The sequence below is a fragment of the Nakamurella lactea DSM 19367 genome, assembly GCF_000426645.1.
GTDB classification, from domain to species: domain Bacteria; phylum Actinomycetota; class Actinomycetes; order Mycobacteriales; family Nakamurellaceae; genus Nakamurella; species Nakamurella lactea.
This window is the reverse complement of sequence record NZ_AUFT01000016.1, coordinates 14,275-27,104: the sequence shown is the minus strand read 5'-3', so window position 1 is coordinate 27,104 and position 12,830 is coordinate 14,275. Positions and strand designations below refer to the sequence as shown.

The window sequence follows — 12,830 nt, the reverse complement described above, 5'->3', positions numbered from 1 at the left end:
CCACCGTCCTTCGGGGAGCGCATCGATGTCGATCGGTTCTGCCAGCCGTACTGCCCGCACACCGATCCGCGAACGGGTGGCCGGCGCGCCGATCTCCTGGGGGGTCTGCGAGGTGCCGGGCTGGGGGTTCCAGCTGCCGCCGGCCACCGTACTGCGACAGATGCGGGAGGTCGGGCTGACCGCCACCGAGTTCGGGCCGGACGGATTCCTGCCGGATCAACCGACCGACAAAGCCGCTGTGCTGCAGCAACACGGGCTGGCCGCGGTCGGGCAGTTCGTGCCGGCGGTGCTGCACGAGCCCGACCACGACCCGCTGCCCGGCGTCCGCACGGCCATGACCGGCCTGGTCGCCGCTGCGGCGAGCACCGTGGTGATGGCCGCCGCCACCGGCGCGGCCGGCTACGACTCCCGGCCGGAGCTGGACGCCGCCGGCTGGCACACCCTGCTGGGCAACCTCGATCGGATCGCCGAGGCTGCCGCGGACGTGGGGTTGGCTGCCACCCTGCACCCGCACGTCGGCACGATGATCGAGTCCGGACTGGAGGCGCAACGGGTGATCGACGGCTCCGGCGTCGCTCTGTGCCTGGACACCGGGCACCTGCTGATCGGCGGCGGCGACCCGGTGGCGATGGCCGCCGCGCACCCGGAGCGGATCGGTCACGTCCACCTGAAGGACGTGAGACTCCCGCTGGCGCAACGGGTCCGCTCGGGCGAGATCGGATACGCGGCGGCGGTGGCGGACGGCATGTACGCACCGCTGGGGGCCGGCGACATCGACATTGCCGCCATCGTCGCCGGTCTGGAGTCCCGCGGCTACGACGGCTGGTACGTGCTCGAGCAGGACACCGTGCTGACCGGCGACCCGGCCGACGACCCGCTGCTGCCCGACCCGGTCGACGACGTCCGCAGTTCGCTGGACTACCTCTTCGCGGTGGCGGACCGACATGAGTGAGCCGTACGAACTGATCACCATGGGACGCACCGGCGTCGACATCTACCCGCTCGATCACGGCGTGGGCCTGGCCGAGGTCAAAACCTTCGAGAAGTTTCTCGGCGGCAGCGCGACCAACGTGGCGGTGGCCGCCGCCCGGCACGGCCGGCGGGTCGCGCTGATCACCAGGACCGGGCACGACCCGTTCGGCGGCTATGTGCGGGCGGAGGCGCAGCGGCTCGGGGTGGATCCCGAGTTCATCACCGAGGTTGACGGACCGCCGACGCCGGTCACCTTCTGCGAGGTGTTTCCGCCGGACGACTTCCCGCTCTACTTCTACCGGTATCCGATCGCTCCCGATCTGATGATCCGACCCGATGAGCTGCCCGGCCGGGCGATCGCCGACGCCGCGGTGTTCTGGTGCACGGTGACCGGGCTCTCGCAGGAGCCGAGCCGGTCGGCCCACTTCGCTGCCTGGCAGCGGCGCGGACGGATCCCGAACACGGTGCTGGACCTGGACTACCGCCCGATGTTCTGGGCCGATGAGGCGGAGGCGACCGAGCAGGTGGGCCTGGCCCTGCAGCAAGTGACGGTGGCCGTCGGTAACAGCGAGGAGTGCCGGGTCGCGGTCGGCGAGAGCGACCCGTACCGAGCCGCCGATGCGCTGCTCGAGCGCGGCCTGGATCTGGCCGTGGTCAAGCAGGGTCCCAAGGGAGTACTGGCGGCCACCGCTGACGAACGGGTGGAGGTGCCGCCTTTTGCGGTGCAGGTGGTGAACGGACTCGGCGCCGGCGATGCCTTCGGTGGCGCGCTGGTGCACGGGCTACTGGCCGGCCGATCACTGCGCGAGGTCATCGAGTTCGCCAACGTGGCCGGCGCGCTGGTGGCCGGCCGGCTGGAATGCTCCACCGCCATGCCCAGTACCGACGAAGTCCAGGCGGCGCTGGACGGACCGGAGCAGTCATGACCAGGCAGCGCTGGGTGTACCCGGCCGGCAGCCGGAGCCGCGACGACTCGGCGGTGGTGATCGACGAGTCGATCGACGGCTGGCAGTACACCGGGCTGACGGTGCTGGCGCTCGATCCCGGTCAGTCGCGAACCGTGGAGTTACCCGGGCGGGAGGCGATCGTGCTGCCGCTGTCCGGTGGCTGCACGGTGACGGTGACCGGCACCGACGGCGAGCACACCGCCGAGCTCGCCGGGCGGGCGTCGGTGTTCACCGGCCCGACAGACATCGTCTATGCCCCAGCGGATTCGCGGCTGACGATCACCGCCGACCCGGGCCGGCCGGCCAGGATCGCGGTGTGCACCGCGCTGGCCAAGGCCGGGTCGACCGCGCCGTTCGCATATCTGCCGGCCGCGCAGGTGCCGGTCGAACTGCGCGGCGCCGGCCGGGCATCGCGGGAGGTGCGCAACTTCGGCACCCCGCAGACCCTGGACGCCACCGCCATCATCGCCTGCGAGGTGATCACCCCGGCCGGGAACTTCTCCTCCCACCCGCCGCACAAGCACGATGTCGAGCGGCCCGGATCCGAGACCGAGCTCGAGGAGATCTACTACTTCGAGGTGCGGGCCGCCGCCGAAGCTCCGAGCGACGCGGATCCCGTTGGCTACCAACGGGTGTACGCCAGCGACGACCGGCCGATCGACGTCCTGGCCGAGGTCCGCAGCGGCGACGTGGTGCTGGTGCCCTACGGCTGGCACGGGCCGGCGATGGCGCTGCCCGGCTACGACCTCTACTACCTGAACGTGATGGCCGGGCCGGGTCCCGAGCGAGCCTGGCTGATCTGCGACGACCCGGCGCACGGCTGGGTCCGCGGGCTGTGGGCGGACGAGCCGGTCGATCCGCGGTTGCCGATGGGTCATCCGGCCGACCAGAAGCAGGGAAACCCGCAGGGAGACAACCGATGACGCACGCCTCCGCGACCTCCGCCGTCCGACTCACCGTTGCGCAGGCCGTGGTGCGGTTCCTGGCCGCGCAGTTCAGCGAGCGGGACGGCGAGCGCCGCCGGCTGTTCGCCGGCGTGCTGGGCATCTTCGGGCACGGCAACGTCGCCGGTATCGGTCAGGCCCTGCTGCAGCACGAACTTGCCGCGAGCGCCGACGGCGGCGGCCCGGAGCTGCCGTACGTGCTGGCCCGCAACGAGCAGGCGATGGTGCACACGGCGGTCGCCTTCGCCCGGCAGAACGACCGGCTGCAGACCTGGGCCTGCACCAGCTCGATCGGCCCCGGCTCGACCAACATGCTGACCGGCGCCGCGCTGGCGACGATCAACCGGATCCCGGTGCTGCTATTGCCGTCCGGCGCATTCGCCACCCGGGTCGCGCCGCCGGTGCTGCAGGAACTCGAGCAGCCCTACGCCGGCGACCTCAGCGTCAACGACGCCTTCCGCCCGCTGTCGCGGTTCTACGACCAGGTGCAGCGGCCAGAGCAGCTGGCGGCCGCCCTGCTCGGCGCCATGCGGGTACTCACCGATCCGGTCGAGACCGGCGCCGTCACCCTGTCGCTGCCGCAGGACGTGCAGGCCCAGGCCTACGACTGGCCGACCGAGCTGTTCGCGGAGCGGTCCTGGCACATCGCCCGGCCGCCGGCCGAGGCGGACCGGGTCGCCGCCGCGGCAGCCGTCATCCGGGAGGCCCGACGACCGCTGATCGTGGCCGGCGGCGGCGTGCACTACTCGGGCGCTGAGGCTGCGCTGCAACGGTTCTGCGAGGCGACCGGAATTCCGGTCGGCGAAACCCAGGCCGGCAAGGGATCGCTGCTGCACGGGCACCCACAGCTGGTCGGCGCCATCGGTTCGACCGGCACCACCGCGGCGAACGCCCTGGCCGCCGGCGCCGACGTGGTGATCGGCATCGGCACCAGGTACAGCGATTTCACCACCGCGTCGCGGACCGTCTTCGGCAACCAGGCGGTGCGCTTCGTGAATATCAACGTTGCCGGGTTCGACGCCGTCAAACAAGCCGGACTATCGGTAGTGGCCGACGCTCGGGACGCGCTGCAGCAGCTGACCGACGTCCTCGCCGGCGACCAGCCGTACCGGGTCGACGACGGCTACACCGCGGAGGCCGGCCGACTCTGGGCCGACTGGGATGCCAAGGTGCAGGCGGCCTACCAGCCCGGACCTGACGTCACCGACCGACTGGCCCCCGGCCTGCTGACCCAGGCACAGGTGCTCGGCGCGGTCAACGAGCTGTCCGATCCGCGGGACGTGGTGCTGTGCGCTGCCGGTTCGATGCCTGGCGATCTGCACAAGCTGTGGCGGGTCAGGGACCGCCGCGGCTACCACGTCGAGTACGGCTACTCCTGCATGGGATATGAGATCCCCGGCGCGCTGGGGATCCGGATGGCCGACCCGAGCCGGGACGTCTTCGCGATGGTCGGCGACGGCGGCTACCTGATGATGCCCGGCGAACTGGTGACCGCGGTCCAGGAGCGAGCGAAGATCATCGTCGTGCTGGTCCAGAACAACGGGTTCGGCTCCATCGGTGCACTATCGGAATCCCTTGGCTCGCAGCGCTTCGGCACGCAGTACCGGTACCGGACCGAGGACGGCCGGTTGGCCGGGGAGTACCTGCCGGTCGATCTGGCGGCCAACGCCCGCAGCCTCGGCGCGACCGTCATCGAGGTGCACTCGGCCGACGAACTGCGGGACGCGATCGGCGCCGCCAAGGCGAGTCCGGGCGACGGCGGGCCGGTGGTGGTCCATGTGCAGACCGATCCGCTGGTGTCCGCACCGGACAGCGACGCCTGGTGGGACGTGCCGGTCAGCGAGGTTGCCGAACTCGACTCGACCCGCGCCGCGCACGAGCAGTACCGGCAGCAGAAGAAGGCGCAGCGCGACTACCTGGCACCCTCCTGAACCCCCGCGGCAGGTAGCGGAATGTTGGAGGACACGCCGGCGAGAATTGCGCTACCTGCCCAGGTTTCCGCTACCTCGACAGCAAGGGGTCAGCGGCGGATCTCGGCCAGGGCGACCGGGCGATGCTCCCGCAACGAGATGGTGGCGGCCTCGGCCACCCAGCTCGTTTCCAGGGCGTCGGCCACCGTGCACGGCGATTCGATCCGTCCGGCGGCCACCTCCAGGAAGGTGAGCAGCTCGGCGGTGAAGGCATCGGCGAGACGATCCATGAAGAAGGTGTGCGGGGGCCCGGCCGGAAACCTGGCGCCGGGCGTCGTCGACCGGATCGGCGCGCCGTCGTCCCAGCCGGCGGCGACGCTGTCCGCGCTGCCGTGCACCTCCAACCGGACGTCGTAGCCGCTGGCGTTGTAACGGGTGTTGGACACCAGCCCGAGAGTGCCGTCGTCCATCGTCAGGATGCAGGCCGCCGTCGACACATCGTTGTTGTCCGCGAACAATTCCGGGCCGGCGGTGGCATCGATGCTGCCGGTGGCGTACACCTCGGTCACCTCGCGGCCGGTGACCCAGCGAATGGCGTCGAAGTCGTGGATCGCGCAGTCGGCGAAGATGCCGCCGGACACCGCGAGGTAGCCCGCCGGCGGCGGCGCCGGGTCCAGCGTCGTCGAGCGGACGGTGGTGAGCCGGCCGAGTTCGCCGGACAGCACCGCCGCCCTGGCCGCGACGAACGCCGGGTCGAACCGTCGCGGGTAGCCGATCTGCACCGGCACGCCGCTACCGGCCAGCCGGTCTCGCACGTGGATCGCGGCTGCCGGGCTGGCGGCCACCGGCTTCTCGCAGAACGTCGGCAGGCCGGCGTCGACGGCGGCCAGCAGCAGCTGTGGGTGCGCGTCGGTGGCCGCCGCGATCAGCACCGCGTCGATGCCGCTGCGCAGCACTCCGTCGGCCGAGTCCGCGGCCTCGCAGCCGAGCCGCTCCGCGGTCCGTTCCGCCACCCCCGGAGCCGCGTCTGCCACCACCAGCGAGTCGACACCCGGCAGCGTCAGCAGATTCCGGGCGTGGAACGCCCCGATCCGACCCAGCCCGATCATTCCGATGCGCATCGTTGCCCCTTCGTCATCCACTCGCTGCCGTCCACCAGCAGTCAACTCGCGTCGACGCTGCCGGACGAGTTGATCACGTTGACCGGCGCACGGCCCGACGCGGGTGGGTTCGGGCGGGCCGAATCTCTGCCGGTCCCGGCCGCGGGACGTATCGTCCGGCCATGAAGGTTCGCTCGATCACGGCCGACAATGAGGGCATCATCCTGGCCGGGAGCCTGTGGGAGCCGCCGGGTATCCCTGCTGCGCTGCTGCTCATGCATCCCGGATCGGGCCCCTCCGACCGGGACAACGACGTGCTGTTCCCGCCGATCCGGGCGACCCTGCTGGCGGCCGGGATAGCGGTCTGCTCGTTCGACAAGCGCGGTGTCGGCGAGTCCGGCGGCAGCTGGCTGACGGCGGACATCCACACCCAGGCAACGGATCTGGCGGTGTCGCTGGCTGCGGCCCGGGCCGCGCTGCCCGACGTCCGGGCGGGCCTTTTCGGTCATAGCCAGGGCGGCTGGGTGGTACTCGAGGCGCTGCACCAGGTCGCCGCCGACTTCGTCGTCACCAATTCCGGGCCCGGGGTCTCGCCCCGGGTACAGGAGATTTTCTCGACCGGGAATCAGCTCGATCGGCTGCCGCTGTCCGCGGACGGCAGGGCCGCCGCCGTCGCCGTTTTCGCCGACCTGATGGAGCTTGTCGGCCGGCGGGTGCCGTACCGCACCGCCGCCGCCTGGTTGGCCGAGCCCACCCGGGCCGATGCGCTCGCGGCCCTGGTCGATGCCGGCGCCTTCGTGCCCGACGAGGAGTCGTCGTGGAACTTCGCGACGATGCTCATCGATCATGACCCGGTTCCGGCGTTGCAGCAGGTGCGGGTCCCACTGCTGGCGTTGTTCGGCGGACAGGACACGGTGGTCCCGGTGGCCGCCAGCGTCCAGCGGTACCGGGCCGCGGTTCCCGAGCCGCTGCTCAACGTGCGCGTCCTGCCCGGCGGTGACCACCGGATGCAGACCGGTGACGACGATGCGTTCGTGCCCGGCTATCTGGACGAGCTGGTCGGCTTCATCTCCTCCGTCGTCGGTTGAGCACGGGGTCCGGTCCGAGGGGCGCGGACCCGGCGGCGGCACACCGTCTAGCGTGAGCGGGTGTCCAGCGTCCGCCCGGTGATCGTCACTGCCCGTCGCACTGCGATCGGGACCGCGGGTTCAATGCACGCCGATATCGACGTCATCGGCCTTGCGGCGCCCCTGCTGGCGGAGGCCGCCCGCACCGGCCGGGCTGACGGCGCAGCGCTCGGATCGGTCGACGAGGTGGTCCTGGGAAATTGCCTCGGCCCCGGCGGGAACATCGCCAGGGTGGCGGCGCTGGCCGCCGGCCTCGGCGAGCAGGTCCCCGGGGTGACGGTCGACCGGCAGTGCGGCTCCGGCCTGGAAGCCGTCGGCCAGGCCGCCGCGCTGATCCGCTCCGGCACCGCCGGCACCGTGCTGGCCGGCGGGGTCGAGTCGGTGAGCACCGCGCCGCTGCGTTTCTGGCCGGCCCGCCGCCCCGGTTCCGAGCCGGTCCGCTACACCAGGGCGCCGTTCGCGCCGGCCGGCTTCCCGGACCCCTCGATGGGCGAGGCCGCGGACGCGCTCGCCGACCGGATGGGCATCGGCCGGGCGGAGCAGGACCGGTACGCGCAGCGCTCGCACCGGCTCGCCCACCGGGCAGCGACGGCCGGCACGTTCGACGACGAGATCGTCGCCGTCGCCGGGCTTTCCCGCGACCAGCGGCCACGGCCGGGGATGACGGCGGAGCGGCTGGCGACCCTGCGGCCGGCGTTCTCGGCCGCCGGCACCGCGACCGCCGGCAATTCCTGCGGCATCTCGGACGGCGCGGCGGTGGTGACCGTCACGACAACGGCCCCGGGCCGGGTCGGGCTGCTGATCCGCGGGGTGGCGACGGTCGGGTGCGACCCGGCGCTGCCGGGGTTGGGCGCGGCTGCGGCGATCCGAAAGGTGCTGTCCAGCACCGGGATCGGCGTTGGCGACATCGGCGCGGTGGAGATCACCGAGGCGTTTGCGACGGTCGCGCTGGCCACTATCGAACTCACCGGGTTGCCGGAGGAGATCGTCTGCACCGACGGCGGGGCGATCGGCTACGGCCACCCGTGGGGCGCCTCCGGCGCGGTGCTGCTGGTGCGGCTGTTCAGCCGGATGGTGCGCGCCGACGGTCCGGAGCTCGGCCTGGCCGCCTGCGCGGTCGGTGGCGGGCTCGGGATCGCCATGCTGGTGGAGCGGGTGGGCTGACCACAGATGAGCGAGATTCGTTTCGACGCAGTGCATCACCGCTTCGGCGAGCGCACCGTGCTGTCCGGCATCGACCTGACGCTGACCGAGCCGCGGATCGGCATCGTCGGTGCGAATGGCTCCGGCAAGTCGACGCTGGCCCGAATGATCAACGGCCTGGTCGAGCCCACCGCCGGAACCGTCACCGTCGACGGTGTGGACACCGCCAAGCAGGGCCGCGAGGTGCGCCGCCGGGTCGGGTTCGTGTTCACCGATCCGGACAACCAGATCGTCATGCCGACCGTCGCCGAGGATGTCGCCTTCTCGCTGCGCCGCTCGGGTCTGACCAAGCCGGAGATCGCCGAACGGGTGGCCCAGCTGTTGCGCCGCTTCGGGCTCGACGGTCACGCCGATCACCCGACGCACCTGCTCTCCGGTGGCCAGAAGCAGCTGTTGGCGCTGGCCGCGGTGCTGATCCGTGAGCCTTCGGTGCTGGTGGCGGACGAGCCGACGACGCTGCTGGACCTGCGCAACGCGCGGATGGTCGCCGAACTGCTCGCCGGGCTGGCGGAGCAGGTAGTGCTGGTGACGCACCACCTCGAGTTGTTGGCCGACTTCGACCGGGTGCTGGTGATCGAGGACGGTCGGGTACTCGCCGACGACCGGCCGGCGCCCGCGCTGGCCGCCTATCGGCAGGCGGTCGGTCGACAATGAGCGGGCGGATGTCGACGATCGGTACCTACCGGCCGGGATCGTCGGCGCTGCACCGACTCCCGGCCGGCCCGAAGATGGCGCTGCTGCTGGTCGCGGTGATCGGCGTGGTGCTGTTGCGCCAGCCCTGGCAGCTCGGGATCGCCGCGCTGCTGGTCGCCGTGCTCTACGGCTGGGCGCGGATCCCCTGGCGGGTCGCCGTGGCGCAGGTCTGGCCGCTGCGCTGGACGATCGTGGTGATCGCCGCGTTCCAGCTGTGGCTGGCGGACTGGCGGGCGGCGGTGGTGGTCTGCGCCGGGCTGATGATCGCCGTCGCGGTGGCCGCCCTGGTCACGCTGACCACCAGGGTCACCGAGATGCTGGACCTCTGCGTGCGGCTGCTCGGCCCGCTGCGCCGGGTCGGGGTCGACCCGGACCGGGTCGGCCTGGTGCTGGCCCTGACCATTCGCTGTGTCCCGCTGCTGGTTTCGGTGATCGACGAGGTGAACCAGGCCCGTCGGGCACGTGGTCTCGGCTTCTCGCTGGTCGCCCTGGTTTCCCCGGCCATCGTCCGGGCGCTGCGGTCCGCGGACGCGATCGGCGACGCGTTGATCGCCCGCGGTGTTGACGACTGACGCCGTGGGTCAGGATTCGGCGAGCACCTGCCGGGCGAGCAGCAGGGTCGCATCGTCGAACAGCACCAACTCAACTCGGCGGACCTGACTGTCCGCACCGCAGACCGCGGCGACCGCCTGGACGATCGCATCCTCCTTCGGCCAGCCGAACACACCGGCCGAGATCAGCGGGAAGGCAACGGTTTCGGCGCCCAGCGAATCGGCGACGGCCAGGCTCGACGTGTAGCAGGACCGCAACACGTCGCGTTGGTCCTTGTCGGCCGCATACACCGGCCCGACGGTGTGGATCACCCATCGGGCGGCGAGGCTTCCGCCGGAGGTGGCGACCGCCCGGCCGGCCGGCAGGCCACCGGGGTAAAGGCGCTCGCGGATCTCCCGGCACTGGGCGAGGATCTCCGGGCCGCCGGCCCGGTGAATGGCTCCGTCAACCCCACCGCCGCCCATCAACGAGGAGTTGGCCGCGTTGACAACGGCGTCGACATCACGCTGAGTGATGTCCCCGGCCACCAGGGTCAGATCCATACCCGTCAGTGTGGCTGACGCCGCCCCGTCCGCATACGGCGCGAACGGGTGATTGGGGCGAATTCTCTGCGAACGATCGACGGTAGCTCGTTCGGCGCAGTCGACCCGGCGTCCCTTTCGGGCACGCGCTGACGCCGGGGATCGGTCGTCATTTCGGTCGGGTCAGCCGGCGTCCAGCTCGGCGACCAGCCGCTTCGGAGCGGTGTTTCGATAGGACGCGTCGACCAGTTCCCGCACCTCGTCCCAGTCGACGCGGGTCTCGTCAGCCCCGAAGGCCCGGAAGTTCAGGCCGACCCAGCCGGACGGCCCGAGATAGGCCGGGTCGAAGAACCGTTCGTCCAGCAGCAGCGCTGTCCGTTCGGCGGCGTCCGGCAGCACCAGCACCGACTGCGACCAGACGGTGGCGGAATGGTTACCCTTGACCACTCCGCCGAAGACGGCGAACACCTTGCGGGTGTAGAAGTTCGGGCTTCCGTGCGAGACCTTCTCCAGGGCCTGCGGCAGGGCGAGACAGATCTCCCGCAGTCGCGCCAGGTACGGATCGTCTGCCGAGTATCGCGCCGGATGTGTCATGACGATCCACCGTAGGCCAGGACCGCACCGCAGGCGGCGGCCTACCGGCCGTGATGCAATGGCGGTATGTCACTCACCGACGGCGATGTCGCCGCTCTTGCTCGCGCGGCCGTCGACCGGATCGACCCGACGCTGGAGGTGAGCATCGATCCGGCCGACGCGCTGGATCCCTACCGGTTCGGCTCCCCCGCGTGGACGGTCTCGGCCGGTGGCGCCAGCAGCTACCTCACCGCCGGGATGACGCCGGACGAGGCGACGGCCAAGCTGTTGGCCGATCTGGGTCGCGCTGCACCGTAGCGGCCCCGGTCAGCCGATGGCCGCGGGCACCCGCACCGTTCGATAAGCTGTGCACGATCGGCCCTCATAGCTCAGGGGATAGAGCACCGCTCTCCTAAAGCGGGTGTCGCAAGTTCGAATCTTGCTGGGGGCACCATCTCGACGGGAAATTGCCTGGTCAGCCGCGCCGCCGACGGCGGCGAGGTGATGCGGATGATGCTCGGGCTTCATGCTCCAGGCGCTGGTCGATGCCGAGGCGTCCGCGGCGATCGGCGCGCAGCCGCACGAACGCACCCCGGACCGCACGACGCAGCGCAACGGCACCCGGGGAAAGACGACGTCGACGACCGCCGGGGACCTGACGGTGAAGATCCCCAAGCTGCGGCAGGGCTCGTTCTTCCCGTCCCTGCGGCAGCCCCGTCGGCGGGTCGATGCGGCATTGCACGCGGTCGTGGTGCAGGCCTACGTGCACGGCGTGCCCACGCGCAGGGTCGACGACCTGGTCAACGCGCTCGGGGTGGATACCGGGATCAGCAAGTCCGAGGCGTCCTGGACCTGCGCCGGCCTGGACACCCAGGTCGATGCCTAAGGCGCTCGCCCGTTGGACCACACTGCGTTCGGCGTGCCTTCCTGGACGCCACCCACTGCAAGGCCCGCGTCGGCGGGCGGGTGGTGTCCCAGGCGGTGATGATCGCTACCGGCGGCACCGCCGACGTCTGCCGCGAGGTTCCTGGGGTCGCGGGTCGGCGACAGCGAATCCGAGGCGCTTTGGAACGAGTTCGTCAGCGGCCTGCGGGACTGCGGCCTGCACGGGGTACAGCTGGTCTCAGGTAGCGATCGTCAGCCGTGCATGGCGCGGGTCAGCTGAGACGACCTTGTGGTCAGCTATGTCGTCGACGACGTTCGGTGAGTCCGGAGCAGATGCATCGACGGGGTTGGGTACAGCGGCTTGTTTGCAGGCTCGATAGGATCCAAAGCGACCCAGCGAACCAGGTCTCCGTTGTCGCGAACGCGCAGCGTTACGTCGATCGGCATCGCTGAGATCTCCGATGACTCCACTGCAAAAATGTGCGCAGTCTCGTGCCATTCGGTCCCCTCGAACTCGAAACGAGTGACAGCTGTGCCCAGGAAATCAACTTGATCGAGCTGAACCCCCAGCTCTTCGTTGAATTCGCGTCGGAGCGCTTGGTCGCCCGTCTCGCCAGTCTCAATCCCTCCTCCAAGCGCGCGGAAGAATTCCCGCCCGGTCCGCCGGTCCCTGCCTTCTGACACCAAGACGTGACCGTCGCGGCACGGCAGCCCGACAGCGATAGCGCGCGTGATCAGGTCCACACCGCAAAGGCTATCCGAACCCGCTCCCGCCAATCGGGTTGTCCCATCTGGCGATCGTCTACTGAGACGTGAGTCGTCGGTGGACTGCTGGGACCTGGGTACGGGCTTCTGAATCGCTGGTCCAGTTCGTGAGCCGTCTATCGCCGTGGATTCGCGGCACGAGGTGCAGATGAAGATAATCCACGGTTTGTCCTGCGCTCTCACCATTCGACTGGAAGATGCTCAGCCCATCGGCTGGCAGCCGATCCATCAGCATCCGGCTGACGGTTGCCACAGCCTGACCGGTGGCCGCCCACGCGGCCGCTGCGCCGGGCACTGTCACCTGGGGAACATGCTGGACCGGGACTACCAGCGCATGTCCGGTGCGAACCGGATCAATGTCAAGAAAGGCCCAGGCGCCCTCGTCCTGGTACAACAGGTGAACCGGCTCGATGCCGGCAACGATCCGGCAGAAGACGCAGTCAGTCATGCTCGCATCCTGCCCGGTCCGTGCGCAGCTTTGTCCCGCCGGTACCCAGCTCGTCACTAGAGTTTGTCTCCCAGCGGCACTGGAAGCGCTCAACGCCGGCGTACTTCTCTCCCAAGGTTGTGACAGTCCAACCTGTCCGGCGGTAGAAGCCAACTGCGTCGATGTCCGTTTCCGCTGTCAGTGATTCCAC

At 70.5% G+C, this 12,830-nt stretch carries 14 protein-coding genes, 1 tRNA gene and 1 pseudogene; 11 read left to right on the top strand and 5 right to left on the bottom strand.

Going from position 1 to position 12,830, the window contains the following annotated elements; genetic code table 11:
* Positions 1-25 precede the first annotated feature (25 nt).
* The 4 genes from K340_RS0115480 to iolD are packed head-to-tail and all read left to right on the top strand — an operon-like array spanning position 26 to position 4,794.
* On the top strand, positions 26-952 hold the full coding sequence (locus K340_RS0115480) for a TIM barrel protein (RefSeq protein ID WP_037365023.1): 927 nt from the start codon (positions 26-28) through the stop codon (positions 950-952).
* Positions 945-1,898 (top strand): 5-dehydro-2-deoxygluconokinase, encoded by a 954-nt coding sequence (iolC, locus tag K340_RS0115475; protein WP_029137379.1) that lies wholly within the window; start codon positions 945-947, stop codon positions 1,896-1,898. The genes K340_RS0115480 and iolC overlap by 8 nt, the downstream gene beginning before the upstream one ends.
* Positions 1,895-2,842 (top strand): 5-deoxy-glucuronate isomerase, encoded by a 948-nt coding sequence (gene iolB / locus K340_RS30470; RefSeq protein WP_051266480.1) that lies wholly within the window; start codon positions 1,895-1,897, stop codon positions 2,840-2,842. Before iolC ends, iolB begins: the two co-directional genes overlap by 4 nt.
* A complete protein-coding gene (gene iolD, locus K340_RS0115465) occupies positions 2,839-4,794 on the top strand; it encodes a 3D-(3,5/4)-trihydroxycyclohexane-1,2-dione acylhydrolase (decyclizing) (protein ID WP_029137378.1) in 1,956 nt (651 codons plus the stop codon). Before iolB ends, iolD begins: the two co-directional genes overlap by 4 nt.
* A gap of 89 nt (positions 4,795-4,883) precedes the next feature.
* On the opposite strand, the gene K340_RS0115460 is transcribed toward iolD, so the two are convergent.
* Positions 4,884-5,894 carry a Gfo/Idh/MocA family protein gene (locus K340_RS0115460; RefSeq protein ID WP_029137377.1) on the bottom strand — a complete coding sequence of 337 codons (1,011 nt, stop codon included), beginning with the start codon at positions 5,892-5,894 and terminating at the stop codon, positions 4,884-4,886.
* Between the two features lie 161 nt (positions 5,895-6,055).
* Between K340_RS0115460 and K340_RS0115455 the strand changes: the two genes are divergently transcribed.
* From K340_RS0115455 to K340_RS0115440, 4 genes are read left to right on the top strand one after another with little or no spacing between them, the layout of a single operon-like run.
* Positions 6,056-6,961, top strand: a complete 906-nt coding sequence (locus tag K340_RS0115455; RefSeq protein WP_029137376.1) for an alpha/beta hydrolase family protein — start codon at positions 6,056-6,058, stop codon at positions 6,959-6,961.
* Between the two features lie 60 nt (positions 6,962-7,021).
* A complete protein-coding gene (locus K340_RS0115450; RefSeq protein ID WP_029137375.1) occupies positions 7,022-8,164 on the top strand; it encodes a thiolase family protein in 1,143 nt (380 codons plus the stop codon).
* Between the two features lie 6 nt (positions 8,165-8,170).
* A complete protein-coding gene (locus K340_RS0115445; RefSeq protein WP_029137374.1) occupies positions 8,171-8,857 on the top strand; it encodes an energy-coupling factor ABC transporter ATP-binding protein in 687 nt (228 codons plus the stop codon).
* Between the two features lie 8 nt (positions 8,858-8,865).
* Positions 8,866-9,468, top strand: coding sequence for an energy-coupling factor transporter transmembrane component T family protein (locus K340_RS0115440; RefSeq protein ID WP_029137373.1), 603 nt, complete (start codon positions 8,866-8,868; stop codon positions 9,466-9,468).
* Positions 9,469-9,477: 9 nt separating this feature from the next.
* Here K340_RS0115440 and K340_RS0115435 read toward each other — a convergent pair whose 3' ends face one another.
* Together K340_RS0115435 and K340_RS0115430 are read right to left on the bottom strand one after the other, a co-directional pair.
* Positions 9,478-9,990 carry an O-acetyl-ADP-ribose deacetylase gene (locus K340_RS0115435; RefSeq protein WP_037365020.1) on the bottom strand — a complete coding sequence of 171 codons (513 nt, stop codon included), beginning with the start codon at positions 9,988-9,990 and terminating at the stop codon, positions 9,478-9,480.
* A gap of 162 nt (positions 9,991-10,152) precedes the next feature.
* Complete coding sequence (locus K340_RS0115430) at positions 10,153-10,563, bottom strand: MmcQ/YjbR family DNA-binding protein (protein ID WP_029137371.1); 411 nt, start codon at positions 10,561-10,563, stop codon at positions 10,153-10,155.
* A 66-nt stretch (positions 10,564-10,629) separates the two neighbouring features.
* Here K340_RS0115430 and K340_RS0115425 point away from each other — a divergent pair, with 66 nt between their 5' ends.
* The 3 genes and pseudogenes from K340_RS0115425 to K340_RS37045 all read left to right on the top strand — a co-directional run.
* Positions 10,630-10,860: a hypothetical protein gene (locus K340_RS0115425; RefSeq protein ID WP_029137370.1), complete on the top strand. Its 231-nt coding sequence runs from the start codon at positions 10,630-10,632 to the stop codon at positions 10,858-10,860.
* Between the two features lie 60 nt (positions 10,861-10,920).
* Positions 10,921-10,996: transfer RNA gene (locus K340_RS0115420), tRNA-Arg, on the top strand.
* A 17-nt stretch (positions 10,997-11,013) separates the two neighbouring features.
* Positions 11,014-11,665 (top strand): annotated as a pseudogene (locus K340_RS37045) (transposase); the annotation flags it as partial.
* Positions 11,666-11,724: 59 nt separating this feature from the next.
* Here K340_RS37045 and K340_RS34405 read toward each other — a convergent pair.
* Complete coding sequence (locus K340_RS34405; RefSeq protein ID WP_051266476.1) at positions 11,725-12,171, bottom strand: NUDIX domain-containing protein; 447 nt, start codon at positions 12,169-12,171, stop codon at positions 11,725-11,727.
* A 58-nt stretch (positions 12,172-12,229) separates the two neighbouring features.
* A complete protein-coding gene (locus K340_RS30455) occupies positions 12,230-12,640 on the bottom strand; it encodes an HIT domain-containing protein (RefSeq protein ID WP_037365018.1) in 411 nt (136 codons plus the stop codon).
* Positions 12,641-12,830: the final 190 nt, after the last annotated feature.

Excerpts from the sequence above, each read along its gene's own strand:
- K340_RS0115480 (WP_037365023.1), top strand. The coding sequence starts at position 26 with ATGTCGATCGGTTCTGCCAGCCGTACTGCCCGCACACCGATCCGCGAA.
- iolC (WP_029137379.1), top strand. The coding sequence starts at position 945 with ATGAGTGAGCCGTACGAACTGATCACCATGGGACGCACCGGCGTCGAC.
- iolB (WP_051266480.1), top strand. The coding sequence starts at position 1,895 with ATGACCAGGCAGCGCTGGGTGTACCCGGCCGGCAGCCGGAGCCGCGAC.
- iolD (WP_029137378.1), top strand. The coding sequence starts at position 2,839 with ATGACGCACGCCTCCGCGACCTCCGCCGTCCGACTCACCGTTGCGCAG.
- K340_RS0115460 (WP_029137377.1), bottom strand. The coding sequence starts at position 5,894 with ATGCGCATCGGAATGATCGGGCTGGGTCGGATCGGGGCGTTCCACGCC.
- K340_RS0115455 (WP_029137376.1), top strand. The coding sequence starts at position 6,056 with ATGAAGGTTCGCTCGATCACGGCCGACAATGAGGGCATCATCCTGGCC.
- K340_RS0115445 (WP_029137374.1), top strand. The coding sequence starts at position 8,171 with ATGAGCGAGATTCGTTTCGACGCAGTGCATCACCGCTTCGGCGAGCGC.
- K340_RS0115440 (WP_029137373.1), top strand. The coding sequence starts at position 8,866 with ATGTCGACGATCGGTACCTACCGGCCGGGATCGTCGGCGCTGCACCGA.
- K340_RS0115435 (WP_037365020.1), bottom strand. The coding sequence starts at position 9,990 with ATGGATCTGACCCTGGTGGCCGGGGACATCACTCAGCGTGATGTCGAC.
- K340_RS0115430 (WP_029137371.1), bottom strand. The coding sequence starts at position 10,563 with ATGACACATCCGGCGCGATACTCGGCAGACGATCCGTACCTGGCGCGA.
- K340_RS0115425 (WP_029137370.1), top strand. The coding sequence starts at position 10,630 with ATGTCACTCACCGACGGCGATGTCGCCGCTCTTGCTCGCGCGGCCGTC.
- K340_RS30455 (WP_037365018.1), bottom strand. The coding sequence starts at position 12,640 with ATGACTGACTGCGTCTTCTGCCGGATCGTTGCCGGCATCGAGCCGGTT.